The following is a 20586-nucleotide window of genomic DNA, read 5'->3' as shown; positions in this document are numbered from 1 at the left end:
CTGAATCAAGTCGGAACATAACCAATATAGGTCATGAAAAAAATCGGAATCGCCTCGGATCATGGAGGCTTTGAACTCAAGGAATTTCTCCGCGACTCTCTTTCCAGAGAATTGGAAATCATAGATTACGGAACCAAAAACGAAACCTCAGTGGATTATCCGATCGTCATTTCGGAAGCCTGTAAAAAAGTTCTTTCCAAAGAAGTAGAAGGTTTAATCGCTCTTTGTGGAACCGGAATCGGAGCTTCCATTGCCGCAAATCGCATGAAAGGAATCCGTGCCGCACTTTGTCACGATCAGTTCACCGCAGAAATGTCCAAACGCCATAATAACGCAAACGTTCTCGTTTTGGGCGGAAGAATCGTCGGCAAGGAACTCGCGCTCAATATCGTTCGTACTTGGGTCAATACCGTTTTTGAAGGTGGCCGTCACGAAAGAAGAGTCAATCAACTCGAATCTTTAAATTCTTAACAAAAAACCGAATGGAATTGATTTCAAATTCTAAAGTCAGCGTTTCTCTCGCCGTTTTACTTCTCTTCCTTTCATCTTTTTCACTTTTTTCCGAAACCAAAATTCTTCCGTTGGAAGACTTACAAAAAAACGGACTCGAACTTTCGGGGAAAAACGGGAACAATAAAATTCTAAAACTACAAACTAGAAATCGTAGCGCCGGTTCCGATCTTTATTTGAATTTTGAGTCTGGGGATCCTTCTAACCTGAAAGATCTATCAGGAAATTATAAAGTTCTTATGTCTTCCTATTTCCCGGATCCGGAAAACGTATTTTATTCGAAAAGAAGCGCGCGTTTTTCTGGAAAACGGACCGGAATTAAAATCGCACATTCCAACTTGGGCCTTTTAACCTCCAAAGATCTAACGAAGGAATTTTATATCAGCTTCAGCTTTCTCCCGGGAACGGTTGAAAAAGACGCAACTTTGATTTCCAAACTTTACGAAACATCCGGAAATAGTTACGGTTGGAATTTAAAGATCGTAGACGATCGACTCAAAGCGGGATTTTATTCCTTCTTTGAAACGGAAGAAAAACGTTTTCTTTCACTGCATCTAACTTCAAATACAACTCTGAAAAAGAACCAATGGAATCGAGTTCTTCTCCATTTCAATCCCGGAGACAGAGAAATTGTATTATATCTTAACGGCAAAGAGTCGGCGAGAGGTTCAATCCCAAACAATCAAAGTTTAATTCGAATCGGATTTCATCCCGATGATACAACTTCCTTTCGAATCGCCAGTTCGTATTATGGTTGGATGGAAAATTTCGCGGTCTTTCAAGGAAAACCGAATTCGGAAGATTCTTCCTTTTCCGCCCAAAATTTTGATCCTGAAACTCATACTTCCAAATCCAAGTTCGGAACCGGAATCTCTCCCGTTTACAAAAGCTCTCATTCGAGTTCCTTTCTGGAAGAGATTCAGTTGAAAGCGGCAATTCCAACTTCTTCCGCAATGGAACTGTATTTCAGAGTATCTCCGACACCGTTTACTCCCAACTCGGAATCTCCCGCATGGATTAACCTAGACTTAAGAAAATTAGAAAATTATAAAATACATTCCCTCGAACCCGATCTCTACAGGATTCCTTTGAAAAATTCCCTTAAGAAGTTCTTAGGGATTTCGGAAGACAAAGAAGACCTACTTCCATTCCGATACTATCAATGGAGAATTAAACTCAAAGCCGATCCGAACGGAAATCAAACCCCCGAATTAAAAAACATATCCCTAACATTTCGAGAGACGAATCCTCCCATACGCCCTCTCGGCTTAAAAGTTGCGGAAGATGGAGTGGACGATTTCGGACCGAGCGTATGTTTGAGCTGGAAATCCAATCCGGAAAGAGACGTAATCAACGGCGGCGGTTATTTTATTCATTACGGAATCCATCCGGATCGAATGGTAGGAATTATCCGTGGAACCTTCTCGTCGAACGAAGTACCGAATAAAAAAAACCGCCCCAAACACCCGGCTTCCGATTATCTCGATCCGATCACGGGACTTCCTCCGGGAAAAAATTCGGGTAATATTCAAGAATATTATAATAAACTCTCGGCCTGTGTGGACAATAGAACCATTTCCTTGAACTCGGAAATTCTTTTGGAAAAGAATCAATTGTTTTTAAAGAAAGGAACGACCTACTTTTTTAGGATAAGCGCTTACAACAAGTTCTATCATTTCCAAACCGGAAAAGATCAAATTTCCGCCCTAAGCGATCCCGTCGAAGTTTACTTCTTGAGCGAGTAAAACCTTAATCATTTTCTGATCAGGTAAGTTTTTATCCACGGTGATAAAACCGTCCAAATCCTTTTCGATCGCGATCGCAATTTCGTTCCAAATTAATTCCAAATCTCCGAATTCTTTGGAAAGTTTTTGTGCCAAGGAAAGATTTTCGGATCTAAAATCCAAAATGTCCAAACAAAGCCGTTTCGTTTGATTCCAAAAGATTTCTCTTTTGATAGGGTCTTTTTCTTTTTCCAGTAAAGGAAGAATGGAAATCGTACCTGTATAAAAAAAATGTTGTTCCTTGATCAATCTTTCGACCGAATTTGTGACAATCGTTTTTAAGCCGGAAGAATCCCAAACAAGATTTTCCAATAAGGACTTGGAAAGATAATATTTCATTCTTCTTTTAGATTTGCAAGAATACGGAGAGCTTCCAACCTTTCGTAAGAATCAGATCGATACACTTCGTTTCTCAAAGATAATCTCAACATCTCACCGGCTGAAAGTTTCCTTTTTTCCGCTTCTTTTTTGAGAAGTTCCAGCTCTTCCTCCGCCATGAGAAGCTGAAATCGTTTGTCCACTTTCGCCATTAGTTCTCTTCTCTCATCTCTCTATCATTTTTAAGATACATTCTAAAATAGATATCTGCGTCCTTCAATTGACCCAGACCTTGATGGATACATGCGATATTATAGTTCGCTTCGTTCAATCTAAAGTCGTATTTAAAAGATTTCTTAAAAATCTGAATCGCCCTATCTTCTCTTCCGGCGTACCACTCCGACATCGCCCATAAAAAATGCCATTTACCTAGATCGGGATCTCTCGGAGTCGCTTTGGAAAGATATTCCAAAACTTCCTCGAACGTTTTTGCCGCGAGAAGATAATTTCCTTTAATCTTCTTAAGTTTTTCCATCCTAGAAAAAATATCCTCTGCATATCCGGGGATTTCCAAATCCTTACGATAGAACAAAGCCCGCGCATACCAAAGTTTAACGGTCAAATCTGCGGGATTTTTTTCCACGAACTTTTGGAGATAAGGAATCGATTCCGTTTCTTCCTGCGCTTCGTTCATCTTGAGAATTTTTTCTTTAACCGCACGGTTCCATTCTTTCCGATTTTCTTCGTTTGCAAAAATCGAAGAACAAAAAAACGTTAAGAACAAAAACCAGATTGATAAACGAATAAAAATCATAATGAAATCGAAAAAAACTTACAGGTATGTGAAAAGATTCTTTCCGCTTTCCGGATAAACGTCCACTATAAAATCGTAGGCGTTTCCGGTTTGATCCGCCAAAGAACGTATCCGTTCTCCCAAATCCTTTTTTGTGTATAAACCGAACGCTCCGACTCCGATTCCGAAACACATATCTTCGGGATCGATAATTTCGAAAATCTGAGACATCATTTTTTTGCGTAGAGATTCGAGTTTTTTAAAATCCTTTCCATGAAATTCCATTCGAAAAGATTTCATAAGTCCCCTTTCACCGTCTGTTGCAATTCTCATCAAATGAATTCGGGAAGAAACGACGTCTCGTTTGTCTCGAAATAACTCTCCCAAAATTTTTCGATCGTGTTCCTCGAACGCGGGAATAACAGGCTCCAAAGAATGAAAAATCAAATTTTCGATTTCCTGAGCGTTCTCTTCCATAAGCGAATCTTTGAAAAATAGAAAAAATCGAAACGGAATTCCAAAATTGGATAAGGGAATCGTAAGAATGGAAATACAAGATTCCAAATCAATCGGATCGAATTTCTTTCTGAAAAAACGATCCATCTTTTTTTCTTCGGTGATTTCAATGCAAGAATACGTTCCTAATTCTTTTCCGATATATTGATCGTCGTAGAGAAAAATCATATTTTCGGACGTGCGTTCTTTCAGTCCGTAAGTCACGAAAGGACTATAACTTCCGTTTCTCCTATCGTAATAGTGGATCGAAAATCCGAAAAGTTTAAGGCTTGAAAAGACCGAAGTATAGTATTTTAAAATAAACGAATATTCAGATTCCAACCCGTAACTAAGTTCGTCCAAAACTTCCAAAATTTTTCTTCGGTCCCGAATCTGAAGAGTACCCAACCACTTCATATAACCCGGACCCAACTCCAAGTTGCGGGAACGAATCATCGGCTTTGAGTCCGATTTAGCGGTTTCTTCCACCGGAGAAGGGGATTTTTCACGGACAGGTTCGCTCACTTTAGAGATCAAATCCTCTAATTCCGGAGTAAAAATTTCGGAACGTTTTTTTTCTATTTCTGGCGGAACAACCGTATGTGTTTTGAATTTTTCGGGATCTCTTAAAAAGGCGGGAGAAATATAACCTTCTTTTTTTAACTCAAAAGGAAGGACAAAAATAGAAGGGCCGTCTTCCCGCTTGACCTCCTTTAAACTGATCGAAGAATTATTTAAGTCCAAATCTACCTCTTCCGAGGTTAAAGTTTGTATCTCTTCTATCTTTTCCTTTTCTACCGATTCCAGAGCTTCTTGTTTGGCAGTTTGAAGTCTGTCGATTCCCTTCGAGATCCGTCCTACAATCTCCTGGATTTCTTTTCCTTCCTTACTCGTAAAAAGATTCCGTTTTATCCTTAGAATTCGGATCATTAGATCGATCAAAAATAGTATGGCGAGAAATACAGAAAGGAATAAAAAGAAAAGTCCTTCACTTCCCGGTTTTAAGATGAGAATCCCCTTTAAAAATCCGTAAGAATTTTCAGGCATCGCGTAATAATACCCGATAAACGGAATGGAGCCGATTTGAATCCGATGAACAGCACTTTGGGATCGATTCATCTCATCGATCAAAAGAAAAGAAATCCGACCCTGATTCAAGCCGTCATATCGTTTTCCAGGTTCCACATAACTCCCGAATTTCAAGTCCGGAATCAACATGGATTCAGCTCCGGAAAAAGAAACACGAAACAAATCCTCTCTGAACTCGGCGAGAATCAATTTTTTCTCCCTAAGATTGGGAAGACAAAATACTAAAGAGGGTTTCAAAAATAATAAACGACTTGTCCCCGCTTTTAAGGTTTCCGCCAGAAGTTTTCCTTCTGCATCTTTGCGGGAAACGAGATCCGACTCCGAGACAAACGTTAAACCGGAAACGATCGGAAATTCCAACTGTAGATTTTCCAATTCCGAAGAAGAGTTTACTTTGCTAAGCCCCGCTTCAAGACGACGAAACTCTTCGTTCAGATTCGAAAAAACGGATTTCATTTTAATTTTATAATATACTCCATCCGGAAAATACGGAATGAACACATAGTAAAAAAAAGAAAGGACCGATACGGTTAAAATCGCGATTCTTAGCTTGAGTCCGGTCATGAAAAATCCCTTTTCAGAAGCAGTATAATCCTCAGGAAAACGTCCCTCAACTTAAGAACTTTCTCCTTTCGATCAAATTCCTTTTCCACTATGATCGAATGAATCAAAGTGGAGGATATGATTCCTAATCCGCAGCTCCCAAGTAAAAAAGACACGAATACAAGAATCTGAAACAATTGTTTTACTCTGGATCCTTTGTCATACGAAAGAAAAATCACGTGATCGCCGATTTTATTTTTTTCCCAAAGAGGACGATCTTTCCATTCAATTGCAGGTTTATTGAACTCTGCCAATATTTCTTCCAGATTATCCGGATAGTTAAGCGACCTAAGATCATTCGAAGCGATTAAAGAATTATTCCCTATACTTTCGGATTTAAAAATCCAATAGACTTGTTTATCTCTGATGTTAAACGGAAGCGATATATGTTTCCCTAAAATAAAACCTTTCATCCAAAGAAACCATTCTCCGTTTTTACTTCGATAGATCGGAATTCCGGAACTGTCGAAATTGATTTCGGAAGGTAAAATTTTCAAGTCCCCTAAACGAAGATCCCCGTTAAAAATTTCCTTCGTCTCTTCACTGGAATATACGAGACGATACGATGAATCATATACTTTGATCGATTGTAGTCCAAAATTTTTTAACAAACTTTCGCCTAACTCCTTTGCGTCTCGTGGAAGGGAAAAAATTCGAATTGTATATTCTATTTTAGAACCCACTTCTAAAAGAGGAGCTTTCCGGGCTTGCGACCAAACTTTTAAAAAATCATCCCGCTTTAAAAATCCTTCATTTCCTACCGGGTTCAAGGAAAACTTCATAGAAGATTCTTTCCACTCTTCCTTGAAAAAAGGGATAGAAATCGGAATCAGCCCTAATAGAATTAGAGTCAAAACCAAGGCGATTTTTCTGTGAAAATTGGACGTCACTGCTCTTAGTATCGGCCCTTTTGGTCTAACCTGAAAGAAGAAAACCGGACAGAATATTATGATCTTTTATATGTTTATCGATGGGATCGGATTCGGACCCGATGATCCGGAAACAAATCCATTTTCCAGATATGCGAATTCGTTCTTCCTACCGCTTGCGGGGAAGTCGATTCCGGACAACGCTCCCGAATCGCTTAAAAATACAATTTTCCTAAAAACGGATGCAAGCATGGGAATCAAAGGCCTTCCTCAAAGCGCCACCGGTCAGACTTCTCTTTGGACGGGAATCAACGCTTGTAAGGTACTTCAAAGACATCTAAGTGGATTTCCTACATTTACCCTCAAAAAAATCATCAGTAAATATTCCATCATTCGAGTTTTGGAAGAACACGGTTTTAAAGCAGATCTTCTGAATTGTTACACTCCCGCATTCAGTGAACACGTGAAAAAAAATCCCCGTCACCTTTCGGCTTCCACTTTAATTCAAATGGCAAGTGATAAACCGCTCAAGGGAATGGAAGATCTTCGTCAAGGCAAAGGCCTCTACATGGACATTACTCACGAATATCTGAAAGAATTCTCCAAAGGTTATTTGAACGATTCCGACGAATTGTTTCAAATTCGAGATCCGTATAAAACCGGGAAGTCCATTATCCGTAATTGCAAAGAGGATAATTACACTCTTTGTATTTATGAGTTTTTTCTAACGGATAAAATAGGTCATAAGATGCATTGGGAAGCGGCTGAAAAATATATCGGCGAGTTGGAATCTTTTTTGATAGGAGTATTAGAAGAATTGAATTCGAAAGAGGATCAACTAATCGTTACTTCTGATCACGGAAACTTAGAAAATTTGAGCGTGGATGTTCATACTCTTAACCAAGTTCCAACGATTCTTTACGGAAAATACACTTCACAAATGGAAAAAAAGATTCGGTCGATTGTGGACATTCCTTCCGCAATCTACGACGTTTTAGGAATCGATATTGAACTCAAAGATGAGGAATTCATGAAGAACGAGACGACTATTTAACATAAGGAATCTTTATAAAAGAGATTTTAGAATTCTCGAATGTCGTAAAACAGCGGTTTCTCATAAGAATTCCTTATAACGCCCCGTTGTTTTTTGATTTTATAGAGGTTCCCATAAATTAGAAACTAAACTTTTATAAATTTGAATTTTTTCATTTGGAAATTCATCTTTGAACAGCGGCTTTAAGCAAAAATTGAATTCAAGAATTTTTGTCTTTGTTTTATATTGGCATTAAGACAAGGCTTACATTACAAGGTCTATAAAAAATGACTCATGATATTTCCGTTCAAAAATTGGTTCAATTTATCAAAAGAAGAGAAAGAAAATTTACGAACGTATCCATCGAGGATTTTAATTTTACTCTTAGGGACTATGATTTAGAGGACGTAGAATTTGAAAATTGTTTCGTAAATTTTAATTTAGAAAATTGTAATCTTAAAAATGCTAGATTCAACTTTTGCAATCTAAAAACTATTTCCATTCAAAATTGTTCCATGAAAAATTGTTATATTTCCTCTTGCCACATAGAATCAATTACAATTACCGGAAGGGGTATGGATCAAATCGTATTCGGAACGAATTATGCTTACGGAATAACTTTAAATCCGGATCAATCGGCGTTGTATGTAAAAAGTGGAATTCTGAAGAATCGATGAATTCGAATTCATTTTAAAGCGGCCCCAAAACTCAATTTTACTGAATCGAAAATGTTACGCCGATAAATCAGTGTCTCACTTCTATTAAGAGTCTGTCCCAAAACCTTAAAAGAAATCAGTTACAATCATTCGTAAGTCGGTTATAGAATATAGGAGTTCCCACAGAAAGCGCCCTTTGGTAGTTTGAACGGATTTTATAATTGTTAAACTCTCGTTAGAGTTCCTACATTGCGAGGTTTGGGACAGACTCTAAGTCGCTCGATAGTTTCTTACGGAATATCAAATGAATTTTTCATTTGATGACGATAGAGTAGAGATAATAATTCACGCGCAAATTTTGATTTGAATACTACGATGTTCGAACTTTAAGTCTTTTGAATATACTTAAAATTCAAACTGTTCGGTAAAAATTTTTAAAAAAGCAGTAGTTCGCACATTTTTAGGCTTGCGGACAAAGTCTTAAATGTTCGGAAATTATCATATATTCTCAATCTTTCAATCCAATCTTTCAGTTTCCAAATCCTCTTTACTTTTCGCTTTGTCGGATTCCTTATAATGAAGATTATCTTCTATTTGATCCAAAGATTCCTTTTTCCAAGCGCTCGCTTTCCTTCCGACCGGAGAATCCGGATATCTATCCGAAGCTTCTTGAAATAAAGCCGCCGCCTTTTCATATTTTCCGCTTTTGAAATAGATCGTACCTTTGCGGAAAAGAGCCGTTTGATCCAAAGAACCGTCTTGGTTTCCCAAAACTCGGTTCAAGTATTGAAGAGCAGAATCGGATTTACCGACTGCTTCGTAACTTTCAGCAATGTAGAACAAAGCCTGCTCTTCGGCTTTGGGACTAATTCCCATTTCAAGAGCTTTCTTGAAAGTATCAATTGCCCCATAATACTGTTTACGAACATAAAGTTGTCTTGCCTTCTCTAAGATTCCGCTTCGAAATTCCGAAGTGACTTTTTCTTTTTCCGGATCAAAATAAAACCCTGCTTGAGCGTAGTCATCGTATACGTCGTAAGCGGACCAATCCTTTCCCATTCTGCGGAGGGATTTTCCCCAACGAACGCGCGCCTTTACATTTTCAGGATCCTCTTGTAATGCAAGAACGTAGTTTTTACGAGAAAGATCGTAATTGCCTTTTTTCATATAATAGTCCGCAATGGCGGATAACGCGTTAGAACGAAATTTTGAATCCGCGGAAATTCTGAGAACTTCCTCAAGATGTCCCTTTCCTTCCTCGTCTCGATTGAGTTGTAAAAGAAGATTTCCCATCGAGTAAGCGACTTTAGAACGTTCGTCTCTGGAAAGACCTTCTTTCTGATTCAATTCACGATAAATCCCAAGAGCTAAAAGACTGTCTTGGTTTCTTTCCAGAGCCCTTCCCATATCATATTTCACTCGAAATGAATATTCCTCGGGAATCTCTTTCGCGGAAAGTTCGGAGAAGATGTCCACCGCTTTTTCAGTCGCACTTGGGTTGGTTTGTTTTAAGTATTCCTCTCCCTCTTTAATTCTTTCGAGAACCGACGTCCGTTTGGAATCCTCGTCTTGAACCGTGGTCTGGTAAACTCCGATTAAAAGACCGGCGCAAATGAATAAAAATCCAGTAATTAAAATGATGGAGCGGTTCATGGATTTCCTCCGGAGATCCGAGACAGACAACGTTTCGACCAAAATTCCGAGCGTTCTGTGTTATAAAATTTACTATCTTTATTGATGAAATACTTAAGGGCTTCTTGATAATTCCCTTTTTTATAGTAGGAGAGTCCAGTGAAAAATTTAGCTTTCCCTTTTAAGTAAACGGAATTTCCGTCTCTAGCATACGATTTCAAGTAGTGAATCGCGTCCGAATATTCCTTTTTCCAGTAGGTTCTCTTCAAGATCTTATCGAGTTCGTCATCGGTTCCGGAAAATTCTTCCTCTTCCTGTTTATCTTTAGCATTCTCTTCCGGTTCTTTCTCTATCGAACCTTCTTCCTGTTGTTTATCTACCGAATCCTCCTCCTGATTATCTTTTACTTTCGACTGTTCGTCTTCTTCCGGATTCTGAACCTTATCTGAATTGATCGCAACAAAAGATTCATTTTCAACGAGGTTGAATCCTTCCTTATCTTGATGTTTTACCGTAACTCCGAAATAGATTTTCGAATCCAAAGATTTCATCCGAACCTGCGCGATCGTATCCGGGTGATTTATCTCGCCCAATTTACGGACACTTCCCCCGAGAAAAGTAGCGGTTCCGCCGCTCAAGGGTTTGAGAGCCTGATATATCGTATAAACCGTATTCGCATCCGCCTTTTCAGGAGCCTTCCATTCGAGTTTTACGTCAAGGCCTTCAACGGTCGCCTTAATATCTTTTACATGCATTTCATCTTCCGAATATTCAGAAGATGGAATATTTTCAGAACCATCCTTACTCGGATTTCCGATATAAAAGAATCGAGTGAAGGATTGTCCGTTTATCAGGGGTAAAATTTCTTTTGCACCGGATCTCACACTGACACCGTAATAGATCGTTCGAGATTTGTTCAGATCCTGGTCCAAAAACGTGGATTCGGGATGACTCAATTCGGTTAACTTTTCCGCTTTTCTCATCAAAGATAAGGAAGACATGGGTTCCGAAGAACGATAAACCGTATAAACGGTCGCGTTCGGAATGGCCTTTTCATACGGAGTCCAATTCAATCGAAGATATTTGCCTTCTTTTTTAACCGTCAGATCGATCACCCTTGCGTCATCCGGAATTTCAGGAATTTTATTGTCCGCATTCGCCCCTCCCGGCGCAAGAGCGTGTTCAATGACGACAGGAATCGTTGTGAAGTTTTTTCCAGGAATCAATTTAATCATATTCTTTTTAACACGATGCGCTAAAACGACCGCGTAATAATAAGTTCCCGGTTTGAGATTATAATCGAAAATCTGGGTCACTCCGCCGGCAATTCCGCTCGGATACTTGCCCAACGAATCAGCAATCATACATTTTTCCGGAGTATCAATCATAGATGAAGCGCGAGCAACGATGATCTCGCCGGTTTCTTTCGGGGCATCCCAGAAAATTCGAATCGAATTTTCATCTTTTTTTAAAATTTCCGCATGGATGGAATTTGCCACGCTATAATTCTCCACCTGATTCTGGTTGAACGTGTTCTCCTGAGCCTTTGGAAAGGAAACCAACGTTATAAATGAGAATAAGAGCAATATACGAGTACGAATTTCCATAAAAGAATTATCTTTGGTACTTATATCGACAATCTCAACTGAGTAATTTAACACCGATTCGAAGAGAAATCGGTTTTAAATGTGTAATAATATAAGGCTCTGTCCCAGTTTTGGGACAGAGCCTTGCAGCTGATCTTTCTGACAAAGTAAACTGGAATTTTGGGACGCGCTGTAAGATTCATTATTTCGGATTTGACATTTTCGAAACGATCAATTAGACATAATCCAAATAAGAATTATGAGCGATCTGGATTATTACGAAAACCCTGAGTATCAGAATTTTTTGATTTCCAGCAAACGCCGCGAACTCACTCCTCCAGAAGTCGTATTCAAACATTTTAATCTTAAAGAAACGGTAAATTTGGTCGATTTTGGAATGGGACTCGGTTACTTTACCCTAGAGTTAAAAAAACAACTTCCGAAAGACGCTTGGATCTGGGGTGCAGAATGCCAACAAGACTTAATCGACGAAGTCCTTCATTGGAAAAACCGAGACGAAATTTCCAACTTCACTCCCTTTTTTATCGAAAAGTCGGATCACCCTCTTTTACCGGAATGGATCCCAACGCCTGACGCCGTTTTTGCATCTTTAGTCTTGTCTACATTTCCGGATCCAGGACTTGCCATGGATGGACTTATACGTTCGACAAAAAAAGGAGGAAAGTTGATCGTTCTAGATTGGGTGAAAAATGAATATACAATCGGCCCGAAAATCAACGATAAGATCTCCTTGGACAAAATGAAATTCTTAGCCGAACTGTATCATTTGGATATCGTAAAGAACATAAGAATTTCCGAATACGTTTACGGTTTGGAGGTTGTCGCAGGAAAAGACTTCGAATATAGTTTTTATGACCTCAGAGAGGAAGACGATACTACGGAAGAATTTATCCGTTCTTAATAATTCAAGTCGCTTAACAATTTAGAAAAGAAGCCGGAAACAACCCGGCCCTATTTGCGAACTATTTTAGTTGAAAAAGCGTGTTGGAACCGCCGCCCAAATACGTATCGGGGTATTTACCGTCCCATTTCTTAATTTGTTCCATCTCGACCATCATCGGTGTAATTTGTTGCGATTTCAATCTTAACGTTTCCGCTTCCGCTCTTGCGTTCGCGATCTGTTGTTCCGCCTCAATCTTAACCCGTTCCAATTCGTTCTTAGCTCGAAGCGCGTCCTGTTCCGCCTTTTGTTTTAGTTCGATCGATTCGGAAAACGTTTTGGAAAATTCAAAATCCTTCATAGACACTTCGTCAACGAGAATATAGAACTTACCCAATTTTGCATGAAGAAGATCGTGAATCTTCAAAGAGACACTTTCTCTTTTGATCACAAGATCCGAAGCGGTAAACTGCGCGGTCACGTGTTTCATCGTCTCAAGGATCGCCGGAACGATAATCGTTTCCTCAAAGTCCATTCCAATTTCTTAATATAACTTATTTACCTGATTCGGAGAAAGGTGATACGTCAGAGTGATCATGGTATGAATCTCCTGCAAATCGCTGGAAGGAGCCGTCGAATTGGCATCTACCTTCTGAATCCGAACGTCGATACTTTTTACCGACTGTAAAATCGGAGCTACGAAATTAATTCCTTCTCCAAGAATTCGGTCCGACACGGACCCGAGATTTGTTACGACCCCTCTGTGACCGGGACCGATACAAACGACCGGATTTACGATTAGTAGTAAAAGCAAAACCGCTCCTTTTAACCAATGTTTTTTTAAAATTGCGATAATTTGTTCCATAACAGATTCCCCCTTTTTAAGTTCACTGGATTCTCCTCAAGAGATATGTCTAACATCAATCGAAAAAAGGGTTCTTTAATAACCAAAGTAAAGTTTCTTTTCATTTGAAAGTCTAATAAGAAATGAAAATACTCCTCGAATATCAAAATTCTATTTGAGTAAGATCGGTAAACGATTTCCGTTTAACTTCCAGCTCAACCCTTCCAAAATAAAATCTTCCGTTGAACGGGCAATTTCTTGAAATTTTTGGAATGTTTTCCAATTCGAAATTCCTAATATACGAAACGTCTTTCTATGATCCAGTATGACCGCTACACACGCAGCGAACGAAACCATTCTCCACAAATAGCGGAAAAGAAGTTTGGCAAAATAGTTCCGCACTCGAATTCTAAAAAAATCTCCGTGAAATTTCAGATGTTTCTCCTCGTCCTTTACCACTTCGAGAAGCGCGTTTTTTACGAACCCGTTCGGAATCCGTTCAGCGATCTTTTTGTAAAAACAGATTCCTACAACCTCGGCCGCGAGAAGAACCATCAACTTGAGTCGCACTCCGAGCAATCTTCTTCCGAAGTAAAATAATCTTTCGGTCCAGTTGGATTCGATCAATTTGCCCTTAAGTGCGCGGACGCATTCTCCCAAAATGCGGGCGTGTCTTCCTTCTTCCTTGACGAAAAGTTTTAGAGCTTCCCTATAAAAACCGTCGATTCCGAAAAGGATCGTTTTGTCGATCTCTTTGGCGATTCCGCCTTCTCCCGCTTCGCCTAACTGAAATATGGCGAGAGAATACGCGATCGATTGCATCTCGTTCGGACGAAGATCCAAAGTTTCCGCGTCGATCTTGGGCAACGGACGATTTTCGTTTCCTCGGAAATGTTCTCTCCATCCTTTCCAACGTACTCCGATTCTTCTGCTTTTCAACGAACGCTTGAGCAGTCCGCGGATTCTTGCCTTGCCGAAAAGATTCATCGCAAAAGTAAGAAGAATGATTTTTACATCGAGACCGAAACTTCTCGATTTCATATAGGAACGATCAAAACAAAAAGAAACTCGAGCGCCCATTCCCATATACAACTGGGAAAGACCGGTGATTCCCGGAATAACCGACCAACGTAAGTCGTAGTAGTTCTGATCCCATCCGAAACGATCCACGTCGAGTCGTGTCAAAGGTCTCGGGCCTACGACGCTCATATCTCCGATCAAAACGTTGCAGATCTGTGGAAGTTCGTCGAGACCCGTTCTTCTCAACCAATAACCGAAACCGGTAACTTGTCCGTCTTTCATCGTTCTGAATTTCAGAATTCGAAACGGTCTTTTAAAAAGACCGAGTCTCTCCTGACGAAAAAAAATAGGACGACCGTCCGCGACGAGGATCAAAAAACCCACTGCGATCAAGACGGGAGAGAAAATGGTCAAAGCGATTGCGGACAAAGCCGATTCAATGATTCGTTTCATGATTGGAAATATACAAGAATCACGAACGGACTTCATCCTCTCGAGTGCGGATTCGAACGCACTCAAGTGCTTGACAGGGACCTTGATAAAAACTTAAAGTCGGGTCTCCCTATGAAAGATAAGGTTCTGAATTTACTCGTAGTCGAGGACAGCGAAAAGCTGAGAAAAGCGGTAATCGCCGGCCTCCAGGAACTCGGCAAATTTTCGATCCTTTACGATTGTGCAAGCGGAGAGAAGGCGGTCGAATTTTCCTTAAAGACGGAATTCGACGTTCTTTTAGTCGATGTCCGATTAGCAGGAACGTTAAACGGAATCGAAACAATAATAGCCATACGAAAAGAATTTCCGAGAAAACCGGTCGTGATCTACTCCATACAAGACAGCGACGAATACTTTCGAACCTTTCGCAAAGCCGGTATATTAAGCCATTACGCTTACGTGCGGAAATCGAATTATCTTTTACCACAGATGATCGCTCCTTTGATTGAACTCGCATACGAAGGTAAAAGTTTTATCGATCCCGAAATCGAATCCAGAATCGTCGAAGTGAAAAACCAGGACGAGAATTCTCCGATGGCGATTCTTGAACCGAATGAAAAGGTCGTAGCCAAGATGCTGGCCGCCGGACAAAACAACGAACAGATCGCAGCCCGTCTTGGATTTAAGGATAAAAGAACGATCAGCAGAATCAACGGACAAATCTATGCGGCTTGGGATCTGAACGAATCCAACTCGGACGAAAAAGTCGCCCGAACCAGAGCGGCCTTGATCGTTAGGGAGAATCGTTTTTTACAATGGGAAGAAGACGGAAGCGCCTATTACAAGAACGGCACCGAATGGATTCGCTGGGAACCGAACGTTGAATTTTAACCCGGAAATTTTTATCTGCGGGGTTTTTCTCTTTTTGTCTTCGATCCTCTTTTGGCTCGCGTCGACGACGATCGTCAATTTGGAAAGAAGAGATCGATCGGCGACGTTTACGATCTTCATTCTGATTTCCGTATCCGCGTTATTCGGTTTTTTTTCCTGGGTCGGCCAATCGGGTCTCATCCGCGTTTCCAGCTATTCGGCCGTCTATTTTTTTCCGGGCATTTTCGGACTCATCCTGATTCCCTTCGGCTGGTTTTTTATCGTAGTTTGGTTCTTGGGTTTTTTAAGGGAAAAAAGAATCTATAGAATTTTCTTTTGGCTTCTTTTAGCTTCTCAAATTTTTGCGATTGTTTTCTTTTTTTCTTGGAGCCGTAAATTCCCCGCGAACATATCTCTATTCCATTTTTGGAATATAGTTCCGTTCGTATTTCGACTTTCCTATCTTATTTATATCCTATTTTGCATCGTAATCCCGATTTTCGCCCTTTTTTCGTTTCGGGTTTCAAAACGGATTCTTCCCGAAGTGGCGAGAAACAAGGCGGTTCCTTATCTCAAAGCGGTTTCGCTTTTGTTATTCGGAGTTTTTCTTCTGGTATTTTTTCTGTTCTTGGGAGGAGGAATCGGAGTTATCAAGGATCCGGTTTCCGGATCCGACAACGACCCGGGATCCTTTTATCTTTTTTTAATCGGAATCCAGACGTTCGTGGCGATCGCCGTTTTGGTTTTGGGACACGCTCTGATCTCGTACGAAATTTTTACGGGAAGAATTCTTCCCAAGATCAGTTTAAGAAGAGAATGGAGAAACGCGATCCTCGGTTTTTCCGCGCTAACGATCTCGTATTTCATTTTGAAGATATTCGGTTTTTCTAAAATAGAACTCTTTTTGACGGGCTCTTACGTATTTTGTATTTCCAGAACGATTCTACTGAAAAAAAGCAAAGACCTCCGGCTCGTAAAAAGTTCCGTGCTGAGTTCCATTGTTGCGTCGGAAGAAACTTCCGAGAACTCGCTGACGAACTCGAATTCCCTGAAGGAAAAATTCCGAAAACCTTTCGACATTCTTTGCTCGGAAATTCTGGAAACTTCTTCCGCCCTATTCATCAACGAAAGTCGGATTCCTTTTATCGAAGATGTGGTTCTTTATTATCCGGGCCGCATCGAGACCAATGAAAATTCCGATCCAAACACATTCAAAAACATGAATTTAATTTTTGAAAAGGAAAACATCGCATATTTAGAGGATGAGAACGAATTCGCGCTTTGCCTCAAGGTGAAAAGTGACCATTCGGGAGACGGACTTTTATTCTTAGGCAAAAAAGTAAACGGCGGATTGTATGCGGAAGAGGAAATCGAAACCGCGCGGGCGGCCGTGTCCTGGATGCTTTCCTCTTTGTTTACGGAAAGTAATTCTCTTACGTTGAGTTCTTTGCAACGAAGACACATGGAAGAGCAGAGAATCTCCGATTACAAAACGAGACAAATTCTTCACGATGAGATTCTTCCGGAAATTCATTCTTCCATTCTGATTCTTTCGCAGCTGCAAAACGAAACGGCTCTAACGGAACAAATCGCTCTTCTTACAAATCTTCACAAACGTGTGTCGAGTTTTTTGAGGGAACTTCCCGATACGAGTTTGGAAATTACCAGGCTCGGTCTGATCGACGCGTTGATCCGAAGAACAAGTTCCGAATTCGAGGCTTCACGTTTCGAATGGAGTTACGATCCAACGCTCAAGGAACGATTTCCGATTTCCAAACCGGAAGCTTTGGAAATTCTTTTTTACGCGTGTAGGGAATCGTTTCGAAACGCGGTAAAATATTCGGGGGAAATCGGCGCAAATAAAATCTCCGTTTCCTTTTCGGAGAATCATGAAACGAAAAAGGGAATTTTAGTACGAATCAAAAATCGGATCGAAACCGATCGAAATCCGACTTTGGAATCTGCCGGACAAGGTTTACGAATTCATAGCGCCTTATTGAAAATTTTCGGCGGTTATCTTACTTTAGAATTTTTGAATACGAACGAAGCGCTTGTAGAGATTTTTCTTCCGGAATAAAGTTATAAAGAAATATTAGAATTGTTAAAAAATTCCATAGTTCAGATTCACAAAACTGCTTCAACCGATCGTTTTCATGAAACAGAAACGGATGGAAAATTGATTTTTCAGCAACTCTATTAATAATTTCCCTTACTTTTTACATATTTTTATCAATCTACTTTAAAAATATTAGAATATGAGGACATTATGAAAATTAGAAGTAGATTTATTACCGGTTCGATCTTAATCTTTTTCTTATTTGTTATAACCATAGACGCAGGAAATCGAAAAGGAAGTAAGAGAGTTGGCGGAACTAATAGTAAAGGTAAAGGAAGCCATTACGTTGGCGGAAAGAAAAAATAATCAGAAGAAGATTAACGGTACCTCAAGTAAGCTCTTGTAATTCGATCAGGAGAACCTCTATAAAATAAATTTTAGAATTCTCGAATGTCGTAAAACAACGGTTTCTCATAAAAATTCTTTATAACGTTTCGTTGTTTTTTGATTTTATAGAGGATCCCTTAGATTATTTGAACATTTCAAATTAACCGCTCTTCTTACGACTTACTTATATCAAGACTTTAAAAAATAGAAACGATAATTCCTTTAAAAATCTCTAATAAGTAGGTAAATTCTATGTTTTAAAGTTTTATCATAACATCCGGACCTCGTAGGAGTTCCTACAAATTACGTCACATCGGGTCATCTACGGACTTTAAAATAACTTTTTATCACCCGATTCTGTATGAGTTTGTACATTTTGAAAGTTTTACCGAAATAGTAATGTAGGAACTCCATCTTTTCTTTTTCGAAGGAATCCATTTAAAATCCGGCAAGTCCCACGCCAGCGATCGGAGCGACGCAGAATGCGGTCACGAAGTGACCGGAGCCGTTAGGCGAAGTCGCGGAAGAGCGCGGTCCTTTGGATCGTAGATCCAAAGGAGGCGTCCTGTTGAATTTGATGACCCACAACTTTATTGTCTGAATTACGCTTAGAACACGATTCGTAGAAAACGTTCAATCGATTACTTTTTTACTCAGACGATTTTATCTTGAAACCCGGCCGACGAATACTCCTTCTTTATCCGGAGCCGTTTCATACTGAAGAAGTTCCACGTTCAAAAATTGACCCACTTTGAGCGGTTTCAATTCGGTTTTATTCAACTTCACTTTGAGATAATTGTCGGTTACGGCCGTTCCACCTTGTTCTAAAATCGCTTCCCGTACTTGTCCGATGACAGATAAGGAATAATTTTCATGAAGTTTTCTGGACAAAGAATTCAGCGAATGAACCCTTCCCTTTTTGATTTCTTTACTAACCGAATCCGGAAATGTTTCGGCTAATGTATTTCTTCTGACGGAAAAAGGGAATGCGTGGATCTTAGCAAAACCTAGATCTTGAATCATTTTTACCGAATCTAAAAACATTTCCTCGGTCTCACCGGGAAAACCTACGATTAGGTCCGTTCCTAAAAACAAATTTGGAATTTTTTCTTTGGCAATTTCCACACGTTTTCGAAAAGTTTCCGGCGTGTACGTGCGTTTCATCTTTTTAAGAATTTCGGCATTCCCACTTTGTAATGGAATATGAAGAAACGGAGTAAAACGAGGATGAGTCATCAACTCCACAAGCTCGTTTCCGACATCGGGGGGCTCTATGGAAGATATTCGAATTCTCGAATATTCTAAAATCTTTAAAATATCCGCCAGGATTTTGTTGAAGGCTTTTTTATTTTCGCCGTCCCGATACCAGCCTAAATTCACACCGGTCAAAACGATCTCGCCAACCCCATGATCTTGTAAAAAATGAACTTGATCCAATACGTCTTGATATTTTCTACTAACTCCAAGTCCACGTGCCTGCGGAATTTTACAATACGAACATCTACGATTACACCCATCTTGGATTTTCAAATAAGCGCGCGTATGACCGTTCGGCAAAACGTCCGAATAAGAAAAACGATCGTAAGAAAATTGAATCAGTTGATTCGAATCGATCAAACCTTTCTTTTCCAAGATCATGACTGGAAGTTTTGATTTCTCCGTATTTCCGACAACTCCAGCCACACCTGGAATCGCTTCGATTAACTCACGATCCGTTTCGGCATAACATCCGGTAACCCAGATTTGAGAACCCGGAAACTTTTTGATCGCATTTCGAATTGTATTTCGATTTTTAGAATCAGCCTTATTGGTCACGGTGCAAGTATTGATGATGACTACTTCAGGATGTTCCCCTACTTCTACGGAACGAAATCCGTGTTTGCTCAAGGACGAAAATAAACCGTCCGACTCGAAAAAGTTAAGCCTGCACCCTAAAGTATTAAAAAGAATCGTTCTTTCAGCTATTGGTGACGAGGACATTAAGCTTAGCTTCAATTCTTTTTAGATTATCTTTAAAGTGGGGATTTTCGGGCTCGAGTTTCAGTGCGGATTCGATTTGTTCTTTTGCGGAATTTAAAAAATTCTTCGCGTTACCGAATTTGCCTTTTTTACTTTCCTGACTGGAAGCCTTCTCATAAACCAGCGCAAGGTTATTTAACACGTTCGCATTATTCGGAACAAGAGAATTGGCCCATTTCAGACTTACTTCCGCTTTTTCGATACTTCCGAGATAATAATAAATCTGTCCTTCCAACACCAAAGGACGATAGTCATTGGGATCTTCCGCCTTTAATCTTTCAGTGATATTAAGGGCGTCTCTCGCTTTCCCGTTATAAAGAAGTGCAGTTCCGAAAAGAAGACGAATATCCTTATTACGCGGATTAAGTTCGAACGCGCGAGCAATCACTTGCAAGCCGTCGAATTCCCTTCCGTTGTTTAAAAGATATTTTGTATAATCCAAACTGACCGCCGCATCCCCGGGTTTGATGGAAAGGGCTTCGGACCAATGAGAACCAGCGGACTTAGTCCTACCTAAAGCAAAATGGCAATGGCCCGCAAGATAGTGAGATTCATAAGAACGTTTTCCTTTTTCATGAAGGGAGCGAATCATTTCTAAAGATTTCTCGTAGTTCTTCGCTTCGAATTCCTTGAGAGCAGAGGTATAGTATTCCTCATTCGATTGCGCCGATAAGGAAAAAGACAAAATG

18 protein-coding genes and 1 pseudogene (1 of these 19 running past the window's edge) are annotated in these 20586 nt (G+C 39.9%); 7 read left to right on the top strand and 12 right to left on the bottom strand.

Going from position 1 to position 20586, the window contains the following annotated elements:
* Positions 1 to 33: 33 nt before the first annotated feature.
* Positions 34 to 471 (top strand): ribose 5-phosphate isomerase B, encoded by a 438-nt coding sequence (gene rpiB, locus CLV95_RS08480; RefSeq protein WP_002727586.1) that lies wholly within the window; start codon positions 34 to 36, stop codon positions 469 to 471.
* Between the two features lie 11 nt (positions 472 to 482).
* Positions 483 to 2255 carry a hypothetical protein gene (locus CLV95_RS08475; protein WP_002735033.1) on the top strand — a complete coding sequence of 591 codons (1773 nt, stop codon included), beginning with the start codon at positions 483 to 485 and terminating at the stop codon, positions 2253 to 2255.
* Here the strand turns inward: CLV95_RS08475 and CLV95_RS08470 are convergent.
* From CLV95_RS08470 to CLV95_RS08450, 5 genes are read right to left on the bottom strand one after another with little or no spacing between them, the layout of a single operon-like run.
* Entirely contained in the window at positions 2217 to 2633 is a 417-nt protein-coding gene (locus tag CLV95_RS08470; RefSeq protein ID WP_002727640.1) for a hypothetical protein, read from the bottom strand. The genes CLV95_RS08475 and CLV95_RS08470 overlap by 39 nt on opposite strands.
* Entirely contained in the window at positions 2630 to 2824 is a 195-nt protein-coding gene (locus CLV95_RS08465; protein ID WP_002627857.1) for a hypothetical protein, read from the bottom strand. Before CLV95_RS08465 ends, CLV95_RS08470 begins: the two co-directional genes overlap by 4 nt.
* Positions 2824 to 3426: a hypothetical protein gene (locus CLV95_RS08460; RefSeq protein WP_002727637.1), complete on the bottom strand. Its 603-nt coding sequence runs from the start codon at positions 3424 to 3426 to the stop codon at positions 2824 to 2826. Before CLV95_RS08460 ends, CLV95_RS08465 begins: the two co-directional genes overlap by 1 nt.
* Positions 3427 to 3444: 18 nt before the next feature.
* On the bottom strand, positions 3445 to 5553 hold the full coding sequence (locus CLV95_RS08455; RefSeq protein WP_002734865.1) for a hypothetical protein: 2109 nt from the start codon (positions 5551 to 5553) through the stop codon (positions 3445 to 3447).
* Positions 5550 to 6482, bottom strand: coding sequence for a hypothetical protein (locus CLV95_RS08450; RefSeq protein ID WP_002727606.1), 933 nt, complete (start codon positions 6480 to 6482; stop codon positions 5550 to 5552). The genes CLV95_RS08455 and CLV95_RS08450 overlap by 4 nt, the downstream gene beginning before the upstream one ends.
* Before the next feature lie 58 nt (positions 6483 to 6540).
* Between CLV95_RS08450 and CLV95_RS08445 the strand changes: the two genes are divergently transcribed.
* Positions 6541 to 7515 (top strand): alkaline phosphatase family protein, encoded by a 975-nt coding sequence (locus CLV95_RS08445; RefSeq protein WP_002727630.1) that lies wholly within the window; start codon positions 6541 to 6543, stop codon positions 7513 to 7515.
* Positions 7516 to 7781: 266 nt separating this feature from the next.
* Complete coding sequence (locus CLV95_RS08440) at positions 7782 to 8171, top strand: pentapeptide repeat-containing protein (protein ID WP_002734859.1); 390 nt, start codon at positions 7782 to 7784, stop codon at positions 8169 to 8171.
* 495 nt (positions 8172 to 8666) lie between these two features.
* On the opposite strand, the gene CLV95_RS08435 is transcribed toward CLV95_RS08440, so the two are convergent.
* Positions 8667 to 9803: a tetratricopeptide repeat protein gene (locus CLV95_RS08435; RefSeq protein WP_002727590.1), complete on the bottom strand. Its 1137-nt coding sequence runs from the start codon at positions 9801 to 9803 to the stop codon at positions 8667 to 8669.
* A complete protein-coding gene (locus tag CLV95_RS08430; RefSeq protein WP_016749278.1) occupies positions 9800 to 11389 on the bottom strand; it encodes a tol-pal system YbgF family protein in 1590 nt (529 codons plus the stop codon). The genes CLV95_RS08435 and CLV95_RS08430 overlap by 4 nt, the downstream gene beginning before the upstream one ends.
* 238 nt (positions 11390 to 11627) lie before the next feature.
* Between CLV95_RS08430 and CLV95_RS08425 the strand changes: the two genes are divergently transcribed.
* Positions 11628 to 12290: a class I SAM-dependent methyltransferase gene (locus CLV95_RS08425; protein ID WP_002727610.1), complete on the top strand. Its 663-nt coding sequence runs from the start codon at positions 11628 to 11630 to the stop codon at positions 12288 to 12290.
* 61 nt (positions 12291 to 12351) lie between these two features.
* Here CLV95_RS08425 and CLV95_RS19315 read toward each other — a convergent pair.
* Both CLV95_RS19315 and CLV95_RS08410 read right to left on the bottom strand, forming a co-directional pair.
* Positions 12352 to 13134: pseudogene (locus CLV95_RS19315) on the bottom strand (prohibitin family protein).
* A gap of 150 nt (positions 13135 to 13284) precedes the next feature.
* Positions 13285 to 14622: a sugar transferase gene (locus CLV95_RS08410; RefSeq protein ID WP_002734943.1), complete on the bottom strand. Its 1338-nt coding sequence runs from the start codon at positions 14620 to 14622 to the stop codon at positions 13285 to 13287.
* Between the two features lie 75 nt (positions 14623 to 14697).
* On the opposite strand from CLV95_RS08410, the gene CLV95_RS08405 reads away from it, so the two are divergent.
* Positions 14698 to 15456 (top strand): response regulator transcription factor, encoded by a 759-nt coding sequence (locus tag CLV95_RS08405; RefSeq protein WP_002734997.1) that lies wholly within the window; start codon positions 14698 to 14700, stop codon positions 15454 to 15456.
* On the top strand, positions 15446 to 17512 hold the full coding sequence (locus CLV95_RS08400; RefSeq protein ID WP_002735035.1) for a sensor histidine kinase: 2067 nt from the start codon (positions 15446 to 15448) through the stop codon (positions 17510 to 17512). Before CLV95_RS08405 ends, CLV95_RS08400 begins: the two co-directional genes overlap by 11 nt.
* 804 nt (positions 17513 to 18316) lie before the next feature.
* Here CLV95_RS08400 and CLV95_RS18815 read toward each other — a convergent pair.
* From CLV95_RS18815 to CLV95_RS08390, 3 genes are all read right to left on the bottom strand, one after another.
* Positions 18317 to 18466 carry a hypothetical protein gene (locus CLV95_RS18815; protein WP_016749281.1) on the bottom strand — a complete coding sequence of 50 codons (150 nt, stop codon included), beginning with the start codon at positions 18464 to 18466 and terminating at the stop codon, positions 18317 to 18319.
* A gap of 75 nt (positions 18467 to 18541) precedes the next feature.
* On the bottom strand, positions 18542 to 19858 hold the full coding sequence (gene mtaB, locus CLV95_RS08395) for a tRNA (N(6)-L-threonylcarbamoyladenosine(37)-C(2))-methylthiotransferase MtaB (RefSeq protein ID WP_002736333.1): 1317 nt from the start codon (positions 19856 to 19858) through the stop codon (positions 18542 to 18544).
* A protein-coding gene (locus CLV95_RS08390) for a tetratricopeptide repeat protein (RefSeq protein WP_002729236.1) crosses the window boundary here: on the bottom strand, positions 19836 to 20586 show its 3' portion. Its footprint extends 41 nt past the window's final position; the window shows 751 of its 792 coding nt (coding positions 42-792); the start codon falls outside the window, past its right edge; it ends in the stop codon at positions 19836 to 19838. Before CLV95_RS08390 ends, mtaB begins: the two co-directional genes overlap by 23 nt.

The organism is Leptospira borgpetersenii serovar Javanica, from assembly GCF_003046425.1.
In the GTDB taxonomy this organism is placed as follows: Bacteria; Spirochaetota; Leptospiria; order Leptospirales; family Leptospiraceae; genus Leptospira; species Leptospira borgpetersenii.
This window is presented reverse-complemented; position numbering and strand designations above follow the sequence as displayed.

Coding starts and splice junctions, on each gene's coding strand:
- CLV95_RS08425 (WP_002727610.1), top strand. CDS start 11,628: ATGAGCGATCTGGATTATTACGAAAACCCTGAGTATCAGAATTTTTTG.
- CLV95_RS08465 (WP_002627857.1), bottom strand. CDS start 2,824: ATGGCGAAAGTGGACAAACGATTTCAGCTTCTCATGGCGGAGGAAGAG.
- rpiB (WP_002727586.1), top strand. CDS start 34: ATGAAAAAAATCGGAATCGCCTCGGATCATGGAGGCTTTGAACTCAAG.
- CLV95_RS08460 (WP_002727637.1), bottom strand. CDS start 3,426: ATGATTTTTATTCGTTTATCAATCTGGTTTTTGTTCTTAACGTTTTTT.
- CLV95_RS08470 (WP_002727640.1), bottom strand. CDS start 2,633: ATGAAATATTATCTTTCCAAGTCCTTATTGGAAAATCTTGTTTGGGAT.
- CLV95_RS08405 (WP_002734997.1), top strand. CDS start 14,698: ATGAAAGATAAGGTTCTGAATTTACTCGTAGTCGAGGACAGCGAAAAG.
- CLV95_RS08440 (WP_002734859.1), top strand. CDS start 7,782: ATGACTCATGATATTTCCGTTCAAAAATTGGTTCAATTTATCAAAAGA.
- CLV95_RS08445 (WP_002727630.1), top strand. CDS start 6,541: ATGATCTTTTATATGTTTATCGATGGGATCGGATTCGGACCCGATGAT.
- CLV95_RS08435 (WP_002727590.1), bottom strand. CDS start 9,803: ATGAACCGCTCCATCATTTTAATTACTGGATTTTTATTCATTTGCGCC.
- CLV95_RS08430 (WP_016749278.1), bottom strand. CDS start 11,389: ATGGAAATTCGTACTCGTATATTGCTCTTATTCTCATTTATAACGTTG.
- CLV95_RS08410 (WP_002734943.1), bottom strand. CDS start 14,622: ATGAAGTCCGTTCGTGATTCTTGTATATTTCCAATCATGAAACGAATC.
- CLV95_RS08455 (WP_002734865.1), bottom strand. CDS start 5,553: ATGACCGGACTCAAGCTAAGAATCGCGATTTTAACCGTATCGGTCCTT.
- mtaB (WP_002736333.1), bottom strand. CDS start 19,858: ATGTCCTCGTCACCAATAGCTGAAAGAACGATTCTTTTTAATACTTTA.
- CLV95_RS08475 (WP_002735033.1), top strand. CDS start 483: ATGGAATTGATTTCAAATTCTAAAGTCAGCGTTTCTCTCGCCGTTTTA.